The following is a 19667-nucleotide window of genomic DNA, read 5'->3' as shown; positions in this document are numbered from 1 at the left end:
ATGTGGAGAACTGAAAAATGGCAACAATTAGTGCTGGATTAGTAATGCAACTTCGTGAGCGCACAGGCGCAGGCATGATGGAGTGTAAAAAATTTCTTATAGCAACTGACGGAGACATCGAAGCAGCGATTACTGAAATGCGTAAGGCTGGTCAGGCAAAAGCCGATAAAAAAGCCGATCGAGTTGCTGCCGAAGGAATTATCGTGATTGCTCGTTCTACCGACGGACATACTGCTGTTATGATTGAAATCAACAGTGAAACTGATTTCGTTGCTCGTGATGAGAACTTTACTGATTTTGCTAATAAAGTAGCTCAAGTTGCATTGAATACTTCTGTAACCGACATTACTGCTTTATCAAATCAAATATTGTCTGCTGGTACTTCTGTTGAGCAAGCAAGACAACAGCTAGTTGCTAAGATTGGTGAAAATATTAAACTACGCCGCATAGAGAGAATGCATACTGAGGGTGGAGTAATAGGTTATTACTTACATGGTTCTCGTATCGGTGTAATGGTTGGCTTAAAAAATGGCGATGAAGATCTGGCTAAAGATATAGCAATGCACATCGCTGCAAGCAAACCAGTGGTTGTTAGTCGTGATCAAGTACCGGCTGATGCAATTGAAAATGAGCGTGATATTTTCACTGCTCAAGCTAAAGAAAGTGGCAAGCCACAAGAAATTATCGACAAGATGATTGAAGGCCGAATCAATAAATTTATTGATGAAGTGAGCTTATTAGGACAACCTTATGTTAAAGATCCTAACATCAAAGTTGGTCAACTTTTAAAAGAGAAAAATGCTGAAGTTACTTCATTTGTTCGTTATGAAGTAGGTGAAGGCATTGAGAAAAAAGAAGACAACTTTGTTGAAGAAGTGATGGCTCAGGTTCGTAAATGATGAATGACAGTCATCCCCAATTAAAATATAAACGGATACTTCTTAAATTTAGTGGCGAAGCCCTAATGGGTAATTCACAATTTGGTATTGATCCCGCAGTGCTAGATACTCTGGCCTGCGAGATTGCTGAATTAATTAGCATGGGAGTGGAAGTTGGTCTAGTTCTCGGTGGTGGTAATTTATTTCGTGGCAAGGCTTTGTCAAAGGCTGGGTTAGGCCGAGTTACAGGTGATCACATGGGTATGTTGGCAACAGTGATGAATGCTCTTGCGATGAGAGATGCTTTAGAGCGTATTGATCTTCCAGCCCGTATTATGTCAGCTATTCCTATGTTAGGGGTTGTTGATTCTTATCATAGAAGAAAAGCAATTACTCATTTACGTACTGGCCATGTGGTACTTTTTGCTGCAGGGACTGGCAATCCTTTTTTTACTACGGATACTGCTGCTTGCCTGAGAGCTATAGAAATAGGCGCTGATGTTGTTTTAAAAGCAACAAAAGTTGATGGCGTGTATTCTGATGATCCCATGAAGAATCCTGACGCAATTCGTTATGATTATTTAACTTATAAAGAAGTGCTCACCAAGGGATTAGAGGTAATGGACTCTACTGCAATTTGTTTGTGCCAAGATCAAGGCATGCCACTACAAGTTTTTGATATGGCTGCCCCCAAGGCTTTAAAACGGATTGTACTTGGAGAACGAGTAGGAACTATTGTCGGAGCAAATCATGATCAATGAGATTAAGCAAGATTCTGAAAAGCGCATGAAAAAAACCATTGAAGCATTGCATACTGATATGACTAAAATTCGTACCGGTAGAGCCAATGTTGGTCTATTAGATCATGTACAGGTTGATTATTATGGAAATTCAACTCCATTGAACCAAGTTGCCAATATCACTGCCAGTGATTCACGGACTATTTTAGTAACTCCATGGGAAAAAGCAATGGTGGCTGCAGTAGAGAAAGCAATTTTGAACTCTGGTTTAGGTCTAAATCCAGCAACTGCAGGTAGTGCAATTAGAGTACCTATGCCTCCTTTAACTGAAGAACGAAGAAAGGAGCTAATCAAAGTAGTTCGTAATGAAGGAGAGCAAGGACGTGTATCCATTCGTAACATTCGAAGAGATGCAAATAGTCAGCTAAAAGATCTTGTTAAAGAAAAAGCAATTTCTGAAGATGATGAGCGCCGTGCGGTAGAAGTTATTCAAAAACTAACAGACAAGTACATTGCAGAAATAGATGCAATACTTGTAGAAAAAGAAAAAGATTTAATGGAAATATAAGTTTTTTTCTGTAGATCTTATTGCCATAAATAATTGTAAGTTGGGTCACGCGCCCAACCTACTATCTTTTAATATTTCCCAACGAACCCCCAGGAATCCATCCAGACAATCTTTTTAAATCGATGACAGGACTTTATTTCATTCATAAAGAACTCATGACTTCCATGGGTGGAAGCAATAATCACTACATTTGCACTTTTTTTAACGGGAATAACAATAGTATTTTTAAAATGCTTTTTAATGAGCTGATAAATAGGCCATTGCTCCTTATAGTTTGCTAAATTAATCGCTAGAAAGCCATCAGGAGTCAGTCTATTTTGGGCATGAATAAAAAATTCTTCGTGATTGCATTCAGCGGGAAAATTATTGGCGTCATACAAATCAATAATTAAATGTTTATATTGGGCTGTGCATTCCCGTACGTAATCGTTTGCATTTTGCTGAACTAAAGTAATGTCAGGGATGCTATCTAGCATAAAAAACTGTTTGGCAATATCGATAACCTCTTCACTATTATCAACCACGACAATGTGGTGCCCCGGATTTTCTGAGTTAAGCAATCGGGGAACACTGGCGCCTCCTAAGCCTAGTAAACAACCAGTACCAGGAAATTTACGTGCCATTAATGTCAGAACAGGGATATAGTATAGAACAGGTTTTTTCGGATTAGGCCTCCAAATTACCGTTTGTAGAGCGGTACTACCTAAAGTTAACCATCGATAAAAAAAATTTTGGTAGACTTTGTATCCTGATGGGGAGACATAAATACATCTACCAAATTTAGTTCTCCATCTCATCTATTGAGTCAACTCATTTTGAAATGGATAAATAGAACCTAATTTAAGTATCTGGGTTAATTCGTCAAGAGCTTGTAAACTTTCATTTATTAACGACGGATCAGCCAGATCACTAACATGTAATTTGCTGCGGTAGTGTTTTAAAATCCATTGGTCTATGCGATCTAAAAGGTGATCATCCACTAAAACACCTTGATGCATGGCTGACAGCTCTTTTTCATTTAAAGGAACACGCGATCTCAGACATGCTGGACCACCGCCATTACGCATGCTTTGTTTTAAATCAAGGTAATGTACTTCATTAATAGGATTACTGTGATCTGCTACAAGTATTTCTATACAGGTTTTTACCTTAAGATTATTTTGACATTCAGATGGAGCGATCAAAATCATGCCTTTGTGATTGGGCAAAGTAATGAGCTGAGAGTTAAATAAGTAAGTATCAACTGCATCTTTAATAGTCAAGTGCTCTTTAGACAGTTCGATTATAGTTAAAGGAAATTGCGCTTTTTCTCTTAGGGTATTTAGAATTTCTTTTTGATTAAGAAATGCTTCGGCATGTACGAGGAATACTGATTCATTAGCGACGGAAATAACATCATTATGAAACACTCCTTGATCAATTGCATCAGGATTTTGACAGGCAAAAATTACTTGCTCTGGATTGAGTCGATGATTTCGAGCTATTGCCTCAGAAGCCTCTTTAGTTTGTCTTGCTGGGTATATTTGGGGTTCGGGATAGGGATGAGCCGTTCTTAATGCTTTTTTTCCATAAACAAATAAATTGATTCCTTGATGAGCATGACTTTGACATAAACGATTGTGATTGGCGGCTCCTTCATCACTAGTGATCATTGATTTAGGTAAAGCAGCGTGGTGCGTAAAATAATCTTCATTAGAAAAAATAGAGCGTAGTAGTTGTTCAGAAAAAACAGATTCTTGATAGCGATGTAGATTACTCACCAAATTCGCTGCAGTAAAATGGACTTTCTTATCAACAGTATCTGCGCTGGCAGAGATGGTTGCTGCATTCGCAGTCCACATGCTTGAAGCAGAATAGCAGGCGCTAAGTAGTTCTGGAGCAGTTTTATAGGCTTTATTTATCTGTTCTGTTGGAGTCCCTTTAAAACCCAGTTGGTAGAGTAAATGGAGATTAGGTCGCTGGTGTGGAGGTAATATGCCTTGCTTCAGCCCCATAGAATGCAAATGGCGCATCTTTTCTACACCTTGTCTTGCTGCTGCTTGAGGATTTGAGAAACTTAATGCATTAGTTGTGGAAGCAACATTTCCAGAAGAAAGGCCGGCATAATGATGGGTTGAGCCTACTAAACCATCCATATTTAGTTCAAAAACATTCATTATATTATCCTCAAAGACAATAGACTCTCTATAATTATTCTAACGTTACGCCAGGTAGCAGTTGTGCTGGTGTGGATAAAAGAGGTTGCTCCATACTTGCAACAGGATAAGCACAATAATCTGCTGCGAAAAAAGCACTCGGCCTGTGATTGCCACTTAGACCAACTCCGCCGAAAGGAAGATTGCTTGCGGCGCCAGTAGTGGGTCTATTCCAATTAATTAATCCTGCACGTATCGATCGATAAAATTGATGATAGTGTTGCTCTTTATCGCTTAATAAGCCAGCAGATAATCCGTAGCGTGTTTGATTTGCCAGCCGAATGGCATCGTCAAAATGATCGTAGCGATAAACCTGAACAAAGGGCGCAAAAATTTCTTCATCAGGAGGATTTGTAACGGAAGTCATATCAATAATTCCTGGAGATAAAAGCCCTGTGTATTCAGTGAGCAGTTTCATGGAAAGAAGTGACTCTCCACCTAATGAAATTAGTTTTTTTTGAGCATGCAAATGCCTTAATGCTTGCACATGACTGATTACAGGTCCCATAAAAGGCTGGGGCTCAACATCAAAAGGACTTACTTTTATTTGAGTACATGCTTTTATAAAGCGTTGTAGAAACTCATCACCAAGATGCGTATTAGGAATAATGACTCGTCGGGCACAGGTACAACGTTGGCCCGATGTGATAAGCGTTGAAAGGATTGTGTGATATACTGCCGCATTAATGTCACTTATCTCATCAATAACTAGCGGATTATTTCCTCCCATTTCCAACGCAAGAATGACTTCTGGTCTTTGACTAAATTGTTGATGGATTCGCAATCCCGTTGGATAGCTTCCTGTAAAATAAACTCCTTGAATGTCCTGAGATAATAGAGCAGTTCCACAGGACGCATCGCCTTGTATGCAGTTGATAACTCCCTCAGGGATACCACTATCATGCCAGCATTGCATAATAAACTCAGCTACAGCAGGGGTTTGTTCACTAGGTTTATATAAAATGGTGTTACCAGCAAGCAGTGCAGGGACTATATGTCCATTACTTAAATGGGCTGGGAAATTAAACGCACCTAATACTGCAACAACACCTTGAGGTTTAAAGCGAAGACATGCATTTGCTTCTGGGGTAGTAGATTCTTTAGGCAAAGTCCTTTCGGCATAAGCTTGTATGGATAAACCAATTTTCCCAATAACAGCTGTTACTTCAGTTTGCGATTCCCATAAAGGCTTTCCCGTTTCCATAGAAATTAATCGAGCTAATTGATCACGATTTTTTTCTACTTGTTGGGCAAAAGACTTGGTGTATTGAGCTCTCTGCTCAAAATCTAATATTGACCATACTGTTAGCGCTTGGTGTGCTGATATACAAGCCATAGCAACTTCATTATCAGTAGCAATATTTCCTTGCCAAAGAAGTGTTCCATTGGCTGGATTAATGGATTCAAGGGTATTTCCTGTTCCCTTTATCCATAAGCCATTAATATATTGGCCTTTACTGTGCATGATTTGAAATTTAGACATCTCTTTTCCTCATTGGAATGAAGGTGTTTCGCTTATTTGTATTGGTGCAACACGAATACTGTTGCCAACTGTTACATTTAAAAGTGCGGCCGTTGACTTACTGATAATACAGCTATTGTCTTTAGGGCTAAATAAGGCGTAATCAATAGTTGCTCTAAAATCTAATTCAATATTAGCCAGTAAATATTTATGACTACTTACTTCATCGCTGAGACTTTTTACCACCATAAGACGGCTTAAATTAAGTGTTTTAATTTCTGAGAGAGGAGCTTCAATAGTAGGGCCGGCATCAAAAATATCGATATAGTTGTTATAGCGAAATCCTTCTCTTAGTAAAATAGTCATCGCCGGTACCGTTGAGTGATGAGGTTTGCCAATGACTGCCTGAGCCTCAGGGGAGAGCAGTTTGACATAGATAGGATTTCGCGGCATTAAGTCTGCGATAAATTGCTTATTAGTTGCTAAGGTAAGTCGGTCAGCCTCGGCAAATGGCATATGAAAAAAATGAAATCCAACATTATCCCAGAAAGGTGATTGCCCATACTCATCGGAAATGCCACGCATTTCAGCAATAATCGTAGATGCAAAACGCGCAGGATATTGTGCCATGAATAGAAAACGTGCTTTTGAAAGTAATAAACCATTATTGTTTTTTCTGTATTTGGGTTCAAGAAAAAGAGTACATATTTCAGAGCGTCCTTGATTGTCATTCACCAGACTTAATACTTCGTATTCGCTGCGTATATTCAAGGAATGACATATACGAGTACGTCTTGAAACTTTATAAGAGTAAAATGGGGCTTCATAACCTGTTTTAGCTTCTATGGCAGAAGTGCCCACTATTTTTTTGTTGCTTTGATCTTCTAAAACAAAAAGATAATATTCGTTAATCGGTTTAGTTACTGTTTTGTTATATGAATCGCAGGACCAGTGAAGACGTTTTTTGAGTAGTTCTTTATTTTTAGGAAGAGTGGTCATTCCAATCCCACTTTTCTCAGCAAGGTAGTATACCTCATCTAAATCAGATTCCCTGGCACTGCGAAAAAGCATCATTTCTTGAGATCCTCCAGGCCACCTTGGGCTAAGTCGACTAACAATAAGGCACTAAGAGCGGCGCGTTCAGATAAACTATCAAGCAATATATACTCTTCGGGACTATGTATATTTCCTCCTCTAACTCCCAGGGTATCCAGTACCGCTAGACCATGTTGCGCCAGATTATTGCCATCACAGCAGCCGCCACTGTCTTTCCAGTCGATATTTAAACCTAATTCTTTGCCTAAATGATGAATACGGTTGAAAAGACGCTCGGTTCCTGAGCAAACGCGCTTCACTGGCCTTCCAAAACCGCCATGTATACTTAAAGTATAATCTGCTCTCTTCAATTTATTGATAATTTTATCGAGTTGCTCTCTAACCCAAAATTCGTGTTCTGGTAGAGCGATTCTTACATCAAGTTGGGCAACTGCTCGATCAGGAACAACATTCAACGCTTCGCCACCAGAAATTTTTCCGACATTGATGGTGATGCCTTCACATTGTCCATTTAGAGCATGAATCTCTGTGATTGCTTCTGCTAAATAGCAGATAGCATTTCGGCCCTCATCAAATGCTCTACCTACATGTGCAGACTTGCCGGTTGCTATAAGCGTTAATTTACCGCTGCCTCGACGATTTTTGGCTAAAGTGCCTGCAGGAGTCATGGCTGGTTCATAAACTAACGCGACCTGGTAATTGGGGGCTAATTCGTTGAATAGTGCGCTAGAAGCTGGTGAACCAATTTCTTCTTCAGAATTAATTAAGACATCCCAACCTAGCTCCTCACTATAATTGCTTTGCTCAAAAGCTGACAGTGCGTGTAGCATAACAATTAATCCACCTTTCATGTCTGCGACACCAGGTCCATTGATGTGATTATCATTGATATAGGTTAGCTTTTGGAATGGATTGTTTGCAGCATAGACGGTATCCATATGACCACTTAATAAAATTCTTCGTTTTAAATGAGGGCGTTTTCTAATAAATAGTGCGTCACCAAAGTTTTGCACAGCGGGATTACCGCTGATACTCATTAAGGACAACGGTGTTAATTTTTTATTTTCTATAGTATCGGCTATTGGCTCGTAGGCGGAATGTAATGTTTTAGCCATTAAAGCCAATCCAGTTAAATTGGTAGTTCCTGAGTTAATATTACAAAACTGATGGAGTTGATCTACCATAACACTTTGATTCATCTTTATTGCAGCGATTAGTTCTTGATATGACTTCATCATGACTTTTAGCCTTAAAATTAAATTTTAACAATAGCTTAAATGAGGTAGTGCCGTCAAATTTGGAGTGGCTGGGCAATCTGTTGCTTGACCTACAATACTGTCATCCAGAGGCGCTTGCAACGAAGGATCTCCTAAATGGATCACAATGCGTTTTGCTGGAGATCCTTCGCTGCACTCTGGATGACCATAATCGTAATGTAACAAATGTGTTGAATGCTTAATTCAAGATGGTTGCTGCGCAGACTTCTTCAAGCACGTCTTCATCATCTAGTGAGAGTGAGTTTGTTTTTTCAGATAGAGGAGTTTTGTTATCTTTATCCAAAAATGAAGATCTTAACTGTCGTGGTTTAATTCCTTGGGCTTGCTCAAAGGTTTGTCTTAAAAGAAGCTCCGATTTTTGTAATTCCTCACTTAAACGCCCCCTAATGAGCTCATCATTTTTGATTTGTATCTCCAGATCCGGAATGGTGCTGGTTTGTAATGTAAGCAGATCCTGAGTGTTTTTGCTCATTTGGTTCTTATTATTTTCTATAGAGAGGTTATTGCTGTCCATTTCTGCCTGATCTGAATGAGCCTTATAAGCATAGACCGCAGTTAAAATGCCAATTATAAGAGTAGTCAAAAGTGAAAGTGCTGGCGGACTAGCAAACAGGGTAAATAATAAAATAGGTGTAGTAAACGCAGGAATAACTCCATTGATAACTAGAATAAGCGGAATGGTTAATAGAAGTGTCACTGCGAATAATGGTAGAGTAGGTGTTAAGAAGCGCTGGTATTCTTTTGTATTTTGCTCTAAGGATAGGGTAAGCTCCTCATTACGTTTAGCCAGTTGTTGATTAAAAGATGTTAAATTGGGATTATCTTGGCGTAAAGAGGTAATTCGCGCTTTGAGTTTATCTAATGTATTGCATTGGTCCTCAATCATATTGTTTTTCTTGTTTAGACTGCCTCTAATATTTGCTACTTCTTGTTCCTGTTGTAAATGTTGCTTGATTAATTTTAAGAGTCCTTTGAGTGCTTCAACCTCTGCAAGAGGACGAAGAAGGTGATCTACATGATGAGTTAACCGCTCAAAAAAAGAGAGATAATTAATTTTTTCTGTTTCTTTGATTAATTCTGCACATTTTATTTCCAGTGCTTTGTGTTGTCTTTGAATATTGTTTAATAATTGTTCCCAACGTTCATGTGATAAAGTATCTCGTAGTCCTTGCTTTGTAATGTTATATCCAATTCTTGCTTGTTCACGGTTATTTCTCTCGACTTGTGCTATTAATCGCTCTTTAGCTCGAATCTCTATTTCATTCATCATTTTGTGAGTATCATTTCTTTCGATTACAAGGGCTTGGATTTTAAACTGATGCTGTTCTATCTCTTTGTTGGCTTGTTCAATTAATGTTTTAGACTCGTCGCGTGAGACGAGAGTAGATTTTATGTTGTGCCTATGCTCATGTTGATGTTCGTGTTTGACTTCATGTTCATGATGATGCGTCTTATCTTGCCGAGATTCAACTTCAAGTAACCTGGCTAGCTGAATTTTAAGTAAAGATAACTCGTTTGCGTAGGTGTTCAATTGTGTCGTATTATCTTTCAATTTAGCGCTTAAATTTTCTTTTAATTCTTCATCCTTTAGTGCGACTGATTGATCTTGTCTTATTTGTTTTCTATCTTCATCAAGTTGTTTTTTATACGCTTCCTTTTCCAGGTTTTCTTTTACCTTCATTTGTTCTGAGCTTTTCGCCTGAGTCAAAATGCTAACTATTTGAGAATGAAGTTTAGGAATAGGGGACTTACTAAGGATTAATGTTTTTAATTCAGAAAAAGTTAATTCATTGCTTTGTATGTAGCTATTGACTTGTTCTGTTACAAATTCCTGCACGTTGTAGTCGGCTAAAGGCATAATCACTCCAGATTATTGTTTTAGATTGACTTCTTTAAAAGAACTCTAATGATGGTAGAGTAATTTAAGGAGTCAAGCAACGGGGGTACAAATATAGGTTGAAGAGAACTCAATAATATCCTCATTTAATTGAGCTCTTTGTGAGGCAAAAAATCCAGTTTTATATGTGGAAATACCACTGTTAATGAGCGATTTTGAGTAACCAAAAGAAGGAAGAAATAAAAGTATGCCTAAAAAAACTTTCGCTATACCAGCGATAATATGTAACATAGGATGATTGAGTTGTAGCTCTTCAGCCAGATTTTCATAGGCTTGAATTGTTGCTTGAGAAGGGGAATGAATGGTTAGCAATTGCGAGGTACGAGCGACTAACTCAAGTAATAACCTTTGTCCATTGATTTGAGCTTCGTGTTGCTCTTTTATCGCTTTTAAGAGTTTATTTCCTGTTTTTTGTAGCGCTAGGTTTTGTGGGGACAATGAATCAAGCTGCATTTGCAGTTGGTTAATTCGAATTTCAAGTAATTGGGGAACACGCGAGTGAGGGCAATTCATATCTCGCCAAAAAATTAACCATGATTTTTTATCATCAGTGATTAACGTTTCATAATTCGCATTAACATAGCTGTCTAGAGCATTCCAAATAATATTTCGATGAAAATTCATCCCTCGCCCTTTGACATGGGCAGCAGCCGCATCCAATGCTCTTTCAAATTCTTCTCTTTGTATTGGTTGCTGCAATTTAAAAGAATTCATTAAATTATAATAAGCGGAAGATAGCGCGCCTCGGTCTATGGCATCCTTACAAGAAAAATTGTAACCTCTAGGATTTAGGGTATTTATTATGTAATTAGTTAATTCAAATTTAGTAAAGTGTAGCCAAATAGCCTGTTTTTGTGCAGTTGATAAAGTATCAGATGGATTTACTCCATATTCTTTAAAGCTATTAGTTAGTAATTTTGAAAATATTATAAATTGCTCTTTATCGTTACCAAATAGTTGCTTTCTAATTTCTTTACTTATCCAAAAGTCAGCAATATCACTTTCATGTCCTTTGCCTTCCGCTACCTCAATGAGCTCTTTGAATACTGCAGTATAAGAAAGATGATCTTCAGTTTTATTATAATGAGATTCGTCCATCAGTGATTGATAGGCGGGAAGGGTAATGACTGCTATTTTTAGAGATGAATCATGCTCCAATTCATGTAGGGTTAACGATAAATTTCTTTCCTTTGAGCCAGCAATATCAAAATGACTTCTATCAAGACCTAAGTTATTAAAATAGATATAAGCTATAGATTGACTAGGAGAGCATTGGCGAGCGTTGATCAATAGCCAGCGTTTGAATAACGGACTGATACGTACGGCACCTTCATGTCGTTGAGCTTGTGTTCCAAACCGGTATTCAGTTGGATTTACATTTTCTCTGTAAGAGTAGTTTTTAAGAGAGGGGAGATTAGTCGCTAGCTGGGGTTTAAAATTGGCAGAAAATACAGAACCTATTCTGTTAAATACCTGACTTGTGGTATTGGGAGAGATTTTATTAATTAGTTGATCATTGTCTTCTAATTCATGCTCAATTCGTTTGCTGGTATCCACTTGTATTGGTCGAGTTTGTGAGCCAATTTGATTAATCCATTCAGTCTGTTCCAATATTCGACTATTATTGTGATAAATAATAAAAACTAAGTCGTCTAGCGCTTCGGTTTGCTCTGCGTTGGCACATGCGTACAGAAGATCCAGTTGGTCTTCTAAAGCACTAATAGCATTTGAATATAAATTACCATAGGGAAAACCTTCATTATATTCTTCGTCTAGTTGTGTTATTTGATCTAAAAAAGATTGGTTTAAATCGAGAATGTGCTGATTAATAAATGGTTTTAATTGAAGAAGATAGGCATGACAATTATGATTGTGCACCATGTCACTGGTCATTGTTAATTTTGGAGCTGTCCCATTACTCATAAGCACCAGCCTGGTTCAAATATTGATTACATTGTAGCAAAAAAACACGTTATTGAATAGTTTTTTATAACGATAAATTATTGTTATCGTACAATAAATACACTCATTCAACTCAAAGTAGCCTTGATGCAGCACAGAGTAATCACTGGTTAAAATATTTTTCGATAGGATCTCCTTGGCAAATGAGCCTGACATTCGGTTCATTTGATGTTTTAATCTATTGACAGATTGAGAGGGAAACCTTGATTACGCTGTGCTGCATCAAGGCTATTTTGAATTTTTTATTTTGTGTACTCTGTGCCAGACCGGACCCGATTAACCTGACGGTCATGGAATTCCGGTCAGACTTAAGGCTGATTAGATACTCATACTAGTGCTATTTTCTACTTCATCCAGCTTTTGCTCCGTATCATTAAGTAGATTTACTGTAGCTGTATTGCATTTTATTGGAGTCAGACTTTGAGTAAAGAGTGCTGCAATAGCATAACCCACTCCAAGTGTTCCAATGGCTAGTAAAAGATTAACTAATATTTCTTTAACTCCTCTATGTTCACCGAGTATGCCATGACGTTTATTTTGGATAACTCTGGATGAGTTTTCCTTAAATTGTTTCAGATTAATATCCTGATTTTTATATTGCTCAGCATATCCATTGAGAATATTAACTAATTGACATGCCGCTCCATAGGCATTACTTGCATCATCGCTAGAATCTTGTGGATATCGTGTGTGTAATTCATCACGCTTTCCCTCTAACTTTTTCAGCCACTTTGCATATTCATTCAGCTGCTGTTCTCGCTTTGCTTTTTCTTGAATAGCAGCTTCAATAGCTTTTTGATTTTGAGGCTCTTCTTCAGAGGATGGTCCACGTATTAAGATCTCTGTTTCAGAATCAATTTCTTCTGAAGAAGAAACAATGGTATCCACAGGAGTTTCTGCCACTACAGGCGTTTCTTTGGGTTCAGTCGATGAGACTACCTGCTCCACAGGAGTTTCTGCCATTATTGGTGTTTCTTTGGGTTCAGTCGATGAGACTACCTGCTCCACAGGAGTTTCTGCCACTACTGGTGTTTCTTTGGGTTCAGTCGATGAGACTACCTGATCCACAGGAGTTTCTGCCACTACTGGTGTTTCTTTGGGTTCAGTCGATGAGACTACCTGCTCCACAGGAGTTTCTGCCACTACTGGTGTTTCTTTGGGTTCAGTCGATGAGACTACCTGTTCCACAGGAGTTTCTGCCACTACTGGTGTTTCTTTGGATTCAGTCGATGTGGCTGTTTGTACCACAGGGGTTTCTGTCACTACTGGGGCTTCTTTTGGTTCAGTCGATGTGGCTGTTTGTACCACAGGGGTTTCTGTCACTACTGGAGCTTCTTTTGGTTCAGTCGATGTGGCTGTTTGTACCACAGGGGTTTCTGTCACTACTGGAGCTTCTTTTGGTTCAGTCGATGTGGCTGTTTGTAGCACAGGGGTTTCTGTCACTACTGGAGCTTCTTTTGGTTCAGTCGATGTGGCTGTTTGCTCCACAGGGGTTTCTGTCACTACAGGAGTTTCTTTTGGTTCAGTCGATGTGGCTGTTTGTAGCACAGGGGTTTCTGTCACTACTGGAGTTTCTTTTGGTTCAGTCGATGTGGCTGTTTGTAGCACAGGGGTTTCTGTCACTACTGGAGCTTCTTTTGGTTCAGTCGATGTGGCTGTTTGCTCCACAGGGGTTTCTGTCACTACTGGAGTTTCTTTTGGTTCAGTCGATGTGGCTGTTTGTAGCACAGGGGTTTCTGCCACTACTGGAGCTTCTTTTGGTTCAGTCGATGTGGCTGTTTGCTCCACAGGAGTTTCTACAACTTTTGGAGTCTCTTTGGGGGCTGTAGAAGTAACTCCATTTTCTTCAATTGGTTCTACAATTATTGCTGCTTTATCTTTTTCCGTAGAGTTGTGATGGTGATGATGTACTGTTATTGTTTTCTTAGATTCAGAGTCGTGGGATTTAGAGCGGTGATGATGCTTAGTAGATGTTGTTGGTTCTATATGAGAATCATCTATGCTAGTAGTTTTATGAGAGTGATGCTTTTTATGTTGTGCGCTTTCTTCATCGGTCTGGGATTTCTCTTCCTGGACTGATTGTTCCTGTTCATCGACTAACTCGTGAGTTGATTCCTGGTCTTCTTCTGGTTTTATTCCAAATTTCTGATTCAGGGTCATCATTAAATGTGCAATTTTACCTTGTAACGTAGCTAGTTTTGCTCGCGCATGTTCATGTTCTTGGGTGTATTGTAAAACAGAATCTGTTTTTGTATTGATTTTCTTATAGTCTGTAACTATTGGGATATAATCATCCGATTTTTTGCAGGATTTTAATTTTTTCCTAATGTGCTCAAGGGCGTCATAAGTCGCGTTAAAAGCGTCTTTATGAGTGTCATGTTCTTTATGCCTAAATATGTTTAACATAGTACTGCTCCTTGTAAATAAGATTCCTTATTAATGCGGTATTGAAGAAAAGCATTTGATAAGCCTCACTGCATTTATCTGTTCCTTAATTGATTCTGCAAATGAAATAATACTAGACTCAATAGCCGAAATCTTGTCCTAAATTAATTTGTATTTCAAGTCTTATTTCGTATTAAAAATTTAGGTAGACTAATTGTTTTGTAATTTCTTTCAGTTGGGGAATAATACGGGAGTGGATTGCTTCACTTTGTTCACAACGACAGCGGTTTTTTAGTAACCGCTAAAAAAACCAGAAAAAAATGTCATCTCAAACGAAGTGAGGGAGCTCCAAATTCATGACTGGAGAGCTCTCACTTCGTTCGAGATGACGTATTCTGCAAACGATTATAATAAGCTTTAATTACGCTGCCGCATCAATGCTTTTAAAGACAGTATCTACATCGGTGAACAGGGTAGGTTCATTGCCTTACCTACCTCTGAACTTGATGCCATTAAACGAAGGGAATCATTTTTTTAAAATCGGTGCCCTGCGATAAGGAGCATAAACGGGTTCCCATATATGGCTATGAATACAACGCTCTAATTGCTCATCGGACATGGGATCTGCCAGATTGCTTTTTACTGCTTCTTTGGCTACAGCAAGAGCGACTTGATAGGAAACTTCTCGCACAGTTTCCAGCGGTGGGAGTAGATTTGCTTGGGGATCTTTTTTAGCTGGTGAGCAGTTAGCAAGAGCTTGGGCTGCGGCCATAAACATTTTGTCGGTGACCATTTTGGCTTTGGTTGCAATCAAACCTAGGCCCATACCAGGAAAAATATATACATTATTAGTTTGATCGACCCTAAATGGTTTCCCATGTTTCATAATATTGCCAAAGGGGCTTCCTGTTCCTATTACTGCTCTATCATTAGTCCACTTCATTAAGCTCTCGGGAATTGCTTCACTGCGAGAAATAGGGTTGGATAAAGGCATAATGATTGGCTTATCGACATGCGATGCCATTTCTCTAATAAGCTCCTCAGTGAAAAGACCTGGTTGAGCAGATACTCCAAGTAATGCATTAGGATGTAAGTTTTTGATAACATCTTTTAAGCTGATCATCGAGCCATTTTCACATTTCCAGTTAGCAATAGCCGCTTTGTCTTTTAGTAGTTTCTCCTGGAAGGGGAGCAAGCCAGTCATGCCTTCAATTAATAAGCCGTTACGATCAATCATATAGATTTGTGACCGAGCTTTTTCTTCGGATGCTCCGTCTTCCATCATGGCATGAACGATGAGTTCTGCAATACCGCAACCTGCAGTACCTGCACCAACAATTACAATTTTTTGATCGCGTAATTCAATTCCTGTGACTTGTACCGCCGATAATAATGTACCTGTTGCAATTGCAGCAGTTCCTTGGACATCGTCATTAAAGGTGCACAACTGTCCTCTATATTTGTCTAAGAGTCGAGTGGCATTTTGCAATGCGAAATCTTCCCATTGTAATAGTATGTTAGGAAATCTTTTTTTAAGCGCTTGAACAAAGTTATCAACAAATTCATCATATTGCGCGTCACGTATGCGTTCATGTTTCCAGCCCATATAGAGCGGATCTTTGAGCAGTTCCGCATTGTTAGTTCCTGTATCAAGCAATACAGGTAACGTGGATGCTGGATGAATTCCGGCGCAAGCGCAATACAAAGCTAATTTTCCAATAGGAATGCCCATGCCTCCGGCTCCCTGATCTCCTAAGCCAAGAATGCGCTCACCATCAGAAACTACTATCACTTTAACTTGTTCAAATCGTGGGTTGGATAAAATAGTATCTATTTTATCGCGATTAGGATAAGCAATAAAAATACCTCGAGGACGTCTGTATATATGGCTGAAGTTTTGACATGCGGCTCCAACAACAGGAGTATAAACTATGGGCATTATCTCAACGATATGTTGTCTTATTAAGTTGTAAAACAAGGTTTCATTGGAGTCTTGTAAATCACGCATGTAGATGTATTTTTCCAGATCTGACGCTTTACCCTTAAATACTTCATAAGAGCGGTGACGTTGTTCATCAATGCTGCTTTCATAGGGAGGGAGTAATCCATGGAGATGAAAGTCTAGTCGCTCTTGTTCAGTAAAACCTGAACCTTTATTTAAAATAGGATTAGATAGGAGTGCAAAATCAGTTGTTTTAACCTCAAAATAAGGTTTTCCTTGCTCATCTATGCGCTGAATATAGTCCATGGTTATTATTCCCTATAAATTGATGCATTCAGATAGTAGTTATTATGGCTGATTTTTTTTGTTTTTGCAGGAACTTTCTAATGGTAATTCTGTGATTAGTAATACTATTCGATATAGTAGGTGGTGGCGTAGGTTCTATAGTCGTCATGTTAAGGAATAATTACAGGCTGGATTTCTGCTCCAACGAAGTAGAGAGTAAAACACGAGTGTTATGCTGGGCCAAGAGGCCTGCGGGCGCGTCAGCTTTTTTAATTGAGCGAATTTCTCATTATAAAAGGTGACGGTACCTCACAAACCTACATTACAAAAGCTAAAGATATTTCAATTTTTTATACCGATATGCCAACGTCAGAATTATGTTAGTTAGGCGCAACAAAAGTACTCGCTTTCGCTTTTTCAGCCAGGTCACTCACTGCTTCTGCAGTCGGAGATGGTTTGAAAAAATGATATGCGGAATAAGATAAAGTTGCTAAACCAAGTACAGAACTACTTCCAGCTACTGCTATAGCACTGGTGCAGCCTGCTAATAACCCAGTAAAAAATGCTCCAGGACCAGACCAAGATCCTAAGGCAAAACCAATACCAAAACCTATTAATGCCGCAATGACGGTTACTGCGGCACTAGTGGCAATTACAAGAATAGTGTTTAAAATCCCACTATGTCGACCATGCAGCAATTCGTCACTTTGTTGAACAAAGGAGTTAATAGCTCCCATTTTATCTGCTACTTGAATATCTAATAAACTAAACATCAGGTGAGTTGTTAGATCTCCTAGTGCCTTGCTTTTTGGGGCGTCCAAGTCTTTCGATTGATGATATAAATTATCTAAAGCTTGATACAATTCTGAGTTTGGATTAGAGAGATTTCTGGCATGCAGAATCCCGTTGATTTGGTTTTTTTCTTTATAAAATTTAATTTGTTCCTGAATGTATTTATTGTGACTCCAACTAATAAGGTAATCATACAGGTCGTCTAAACCTTCATTCACATGGCTTGATGTGGATATGATTTTCTTAAAAGGCACCTCTGCCAATTTTTGGCTTACAGTTTCTAATGCATTGGGTAGGGTTATATCATTTTTGGTTCCTACTAAAATAAGTTGGGCATTAGGGCTTCTTGTTTGTAGTTCATTAATATCAGATTTAATGCTAATAAGGGTTTCTTTAGTTATTTCCTGGGAGAGATCAATGCAATAAATACCCAAATCAACATTAGATAAAGCGACTGTGTTCATCGATTTATATCGATGGTCGCTAGGTGTATCCCATAAAGCAACGTGGATATTATCTATTCCGTTGTGATTAGGAACCTTTATTGTATTAAAATCCACACCTATTGTAGTTCGATATTCTTTACTGATTGGCAATCCACGCAATTTTTGACTCATTGTTGTTTTGCCTGTTTGCTCAACCCCCAATAAAACTACTTTAAATCGACTCATACTAATTCCATATTTCAAAAAGCGTCATTATACATCAACATGGCAATTATTCATTCATTTTATGATTTGTTAATGATAAGTAATTTTGAGTTTTTCGTTCAAAAGAGTATAAGATATGGTTTTTTATCAAAAATTAAGGCTCAGGTTGTGACTCTTGAAGACAGTATTAATGCTTGCCATCCTGAATGGACTGCATTAATCAAGATTGCTTTACAGCATATGCAACCTAATTATCTTAAAAAATTGTCAGAAGATAAGGATTGGTTACCTGGATTACATTATTTATTGGCGGCCTTTAGTTTGCCTCTTTCCCAGACGCACTATATTCTTTTAGGTGAGTCACCTTACCCGCGCAATGCATCTGCTAACGGTTATGCTTTTTGGGATAATGCAGTAGGTGAGCTCTGGAGTCCGAAAGGATTGAGTACGGCGGTTAATAAAGCGACTTCTTTGCGAAACTTTATTAAAATGTTGTTAGTCGCGCGAGGAGATTTACAAGCTGATGTAACACAACCTGCTATTGCGCGGCTCGATAAATCAACTTTAATCCATAGTGCAAAGCAACTTTTTGTAAAAATGATGGGGCAGGGTATTTTATTACTTAATGCTTCATTAGTTTATAGTAAAGGCAATGTTCCATATCATGCCCGATGTTGGAAACCTTTTATGAGTAGTCTTTTTGATCAACTGATGCTAATCAAGCCGTCGATACAGTTAATCTTGTTAGGTAACGTTGCGAAACAGGTTCCTTTGAATAAATTGAAGGTTGGGCTAGTCGCTGAGCATCCTTATAATGTAAGCTTCATTACTAACAAGCGCGTTATCGCATTCTTTAAACCCATGGATCTACTTGCATATGAAAAATATTGAATCAACTATTGATGCTCAGGAAGTATCTAAGTTTGCCCAGCATGCTCAAGAGTGGTGGGATACTGAAGGCCCCTTAAAGACCTTGCACGATATAAATAATACCCGTCTTGAATTTATTTCTAGTCAGATTAATTTAAAGGGTGCCACTGTGTTGGACGTAGGTTGTGGTGGAGGCATTTTATGTGAAGCCATGGCCAGGGCTGGGGCAATTGTTACTGGCATTGATGCGGAGCATGATGCAATTCAAGTTGCTCAAGAACACGCGAGAGAAAATCAACTGACTATTGATTATCAATGTTCTCCTATAGAAGAACTTGAAAGTAAAAAATTTAATGTTATTACATGCATGGAAATGCTGGAACATGTGCAAAATCCAGCGTTGGTTATAGAGCACTGCAAGCGATTACTCAAACCCAAAGGCATATTATTTTTATCAACCATTAATAGGACAATGAAGGCTTATGCGAGTGTGGTTATTGCCGCAGAATATATTTTAAATCTTTTACCAAGACAAACACACGATTATCAGAAGTTTATTAAACCCAGTGAATTAATTGCTATAGCCCGTTCGTTTAATTTGCATCTAATTGATATGAAAGGTATGAATTATAATCCTATCCTGAGAGCGGCATCATTAAGTTCTGATGTATCGGTTAATTATTTGCTAGCATTGAAGTAAAGGGAGCC

At 38.5% G+C, this 19667-nt stretch carries 15 protein-coding genes; 5 read left to right on the top strand and 10 right to left on the bottom strand.

Annotation, left to right across the window (positions count from 1 at the left end):
• Window positions 1-17: 17 nt before the first annotated feature.
• From tsf to frr, 3 genes are read left to right on the top strand one after another with little or no spacing between them, the layout of a single operon-like run.
• Window positions 18-899 carry a translation elongation factor Ts gene (tsf, locus tag LFA_RS07765; protein ID WP_045095688.1) on the top strand — a complete coding sequence of 294 codons (882 nt, stop codon included), beginning with the start codon at window positions 18-20 and terminating at the stop codon, window positions 897-899.
• Window positions 896-1639 carry a UMP kinase gene (pyrH, locus tag LFA_RS07760; protein ID WP_045095687.1) on the top strand — a complete coding sequence of 248 codons (744 nt, stop codon included), beginning with the start codon at window positions 896-898 and terminating at the stop codon, window positions 1637-1639. Before tsf ends, pyrH begins: the two co-directional genes overlap by 4 nt.
• Entirely contained in the window at window positions 1629-2186 is a 558-nt protein-coding gene (gene frr / locus LFA_RS07755; protein WP_045095686.1) for a ribosome recycling factor, read from the top strand. The genes pyrH and frr overlap by 11 nt, the downstream gene beginning before the upstream one ends.
• Before the next feature lie 68 nt (window positions 2187-2254).
• On the opposite strand, the gene LFA_RS07750 is transcribed toward frr, so the two are convergent.
• The 10 genes from LFA_RS07750 to LFA_RS18830 all read right to left on the bottom strand — a co-directional run bounded on the left by LFA_RS07750 (window position 2255) and on the right by LFA_RS18830 (window position 18110).
• On the bottom strand, window positions 2255-2983 hold the full coding sequence (locus LFA_RS07750; protein WP_045095685.1) for a spermidine synthase: 729 nt from the start codon (window positions 2981-2983) through the stop codon (window positions 2255-2257).
• A complete protein-coding gene (gene astB, locus LFA_RS07745) occupies window positions 2984-4342 on the bottom strand; it encodes an N-succinylarginine dihydrolase (protein WP_045095684.1) in 1359 nt (452 codons plus the stop codon).
• 34 nt (window positions 4343-4376) lie between these two features.
• Window positions 4377-5864, bottom strand: coding sequence for a succinylglutamate-semialdehyde dehydrogenase (astD, locus tag LFA_RS07740; RefSeq protein WP_045095683.1), 1488 nt, complete (start codon window positions 5862-5864; stop codon window positions 4377-4379).
• Between the two features lie 9 nt (window positions 5865-5873).
• A complete protein-coding gene (astA, locus tag LFA_RS07735) occupies window positions 5874-6917 on the bottom strand; it encodes an arginine N-succinyltransferase (protein ID WP_045095682.1) in 1044 nt (347 codons plus the stop codon).
• Window positions 6914-8137 carry a hydrolase gene (locus LFA_RS07730; protein ID WP_084602139.1) on the bottom strand — a complete coding sequence of 408 codons (1224 nt, stop codon included), beginning with the start codon at window positions 8135-8137 and terminating at the stop codon, window positions 6914-6916. The genes astA and LFA_RS07730 overlap by 4 nt, the downstream gene beginning before the upstream one ends.
• 217 nt (window positions 8138-8354) lie before the next feature.
• Window positions 8355-10034, bottom strand: coding sequence for a Dot/Icm T4SS effector LegC3/PpeA (legC3, locus tag LFA_RS07720; protein ID WP_052673892.1), 1680 nt, complete (start codon window positions 10032-10034; stop codon window positions 8355-8357).
• A 72-nt stretch (window positions 10035-10106) separates the two neighbouring features.
• Window positions 10107-11996, bottom strand: a complete 1890-nt coding sequence (locus tag LFA_RS07715; RefSeq protein ID WP_084602138.1) for a hypothetical protein — start codon at window positions 11994-11996, stop codon at window positions 10107-10109.
• Between the two features lie 357 nt (window positions 11997-12353).
• Window positions 12354-14441 carry a ribonuclease E domain-containing protein gene (locus LFA_RS07710; protein WP_045095679.1) on the bottom strand — a complete coding sequence of 696 codons (2088 nt, stop codon included), beginning with the start codon at window positions 14439-14441 and terminating at the stop codon, window positions 12354-12356.
• Between the two features lie 505 nt (window positions 14442-14946).
• On the bottom strand, window positions 14947-16668 hold the full coding sequence (locus tag LFA_RS07705; RefSeq protein ID WP_045095678.1) for an NAD-dependent malic enzyme: 1722 nt from the start codon (window positions 16666-16668) through the stop codon (window positions 14947-14949).
• Between the two features lie 359 nt (window positions 16669-17027).
• Window positions 17028-18110: a Rab family GTPase gene (locus tag LFA_RS18830; protein WP_052673891.1), complete on the bottom strand. Its 1083-nt coding sequence runs from the start codon at window positions 18108-18110 to the stop codon at window positions 17028-17030.
• A 72-nt stretch (window positions 18111-18182) separates the two neighbouring features.
• Here LFA_RS18830 and LFA_RS07695 point away from each other — a divergent pair, with 72 nt between their 5' ends.
• Both LFA_RS07695 and ubiG read left to right on the top strand, forming a co-directional pair.
• Window positions 18183-18980: a uracil-DNA glycosylase family protein gene (locus LFA_RS07695; protein WP_045097480.1), complete on the top strand. Its 798-nt coding sequence runs from the start codon at window positions 18183-18185 to the stop codon at window positions 18978-18980.
• Window positions 18967-19659 carry a bifunctional 2-polyprenyl-6-hydroxyphenol methylase/3-demethylubiquinol 3-O-methyltransferase UbiG gene (ubiG, locus tag LFA_RS07690; RefSeq protein ID WP_045095677.1) on the top strand — a complete coding sequence of 231 codons (693 nt, stop codon included), beginning with the start codon at window positions 18967-18969 and terminating at the stop codon, window positions 19657-19659. Before LFA_RS07695 ends, ubiG begins: the two co-directional genes overlap by 14 nt.
• Window positions 19660-19667: the final 8 nt, after the last annotated feature.

It is taken from the genome of Legionella fallonii LLAP-10 (assembly GCF_000953135.1).
Classification (GTDB): Bacteria; Pseudomonadota; Gammaproteobacteria; order Legionellales; family Legionellaceae; genus Legionella; species Legionella fallonii.
This window is presented reverse-complemented; position numbering and strand designations above follow the sequence as displayed.

What these genes read in the sequence shown, in the direction of transcription:
- tsf (WP_045095688.1), top strand. Translation starts at nt 18, where the DNA reads ATGGCAACAATTAGTGCTGGATTAGTAATGCAACTTCGTGAGCGCACA.
- pyrH (WP_045095687.1), top strand. Translation starts at nt 896, where the DNA reads ATGATGAATGACAGTCATCCCCAATTAAAATATAAACGGATACTTCTT.
- frr (WP_045095686.1), top strand. Translation starts at nt 1,629, where the DNA reads ATGATCAATGAGATTAAGCAAGATTCTGAAAAGCGCATGAAAAAAACC.
- LFA_RS07750 (WP_045095685.1), bottom strand. Translation starts at nt 2,983, where the DNA reads ATGAGATGGAGAACTAAATTTGGTAGATGTATTTATGTCTCCCCATCA.
- astB (WP_045095684.1), bottom strand. Translation starts at nt 4,342, where the DNA reads ATGAATGTTTTTGAACTAAATATGGATGGTTTAGTAGGCTCAACCCAT.
- astD (WP_045095683.1), bottom strand. Translation starts at nt 5,864, where the DNA reads ATGTCTAAATTTCAAATCATGCACAGTAAAGGCCAATATATTAATGGC.
- astA (WP_045095682.1), bottom strand. Translation starts at nt 6,917, where the DNA reads ATGATGCTTTTTCGCAGTGCCAGGGAATCTGATTTAGATGAGGTATAC.
- LFA_RS07730 (WP_084602139.1), bottom strand. Translation starts at nt 8,137, where the DNA reads ATGATGAAGTCATATCAAGAACTAATCGCTGCAATAAAGATGAATCAA.
- legC3 (WP_052673892.1), bottom strand. Translation starts at nt 10,034, where the DNA reads ATGCCTTTAGCCGACTACAACGTGCAGGAATTTGTAACAGAACAAGTC.
- LFA_RS07715 (WP_084602138.1), bottom strand. Translation starts at nt 11,996, where the DNA reads ATGAGTAATGGGACAGCTCCAAAATTAACAATGACCAGTGACATGGTG.
- LFA_RS07710 (WP_045095679.1), bottom strand. Translation starts at nt 14,441, where the DNA reads ATGTTAAACATATTTAGGCATAAAGAACATGACACTCATAAAGACGCT.
- LFA_RS07705 (WP_045095678.1), bottom strand. Translation starts at nt 16,668, where the DNA reads ATGGACTATATTCAGCGCATAGATGAGCAAGGAAAACCTTATTTTGAG.
- LFA_RS18830 (WP_052673891.1), bottom strand. Translation starts at nt 18,110, where the DNA reads ATGAGTCGATTTAAAGTAGTTTTATTGGGGGTTGAGCAAACAGGCAAA.
- LFA_RS07695 (WP_045097480.1), top strand. Translation starts at nt 18,183, where the DNA reads ATGATAAGTAATTTTGAGTTTTTCGTTCAAAAGAGTATAAGATATGGT.
- ubiG (WP_045095677.1), top strand. Translation starts at nt 18,967, where the DNA reads ATGAAAAATATTGAATCAACTATTGATGCTCAGGAAGTATCTAAGTTT.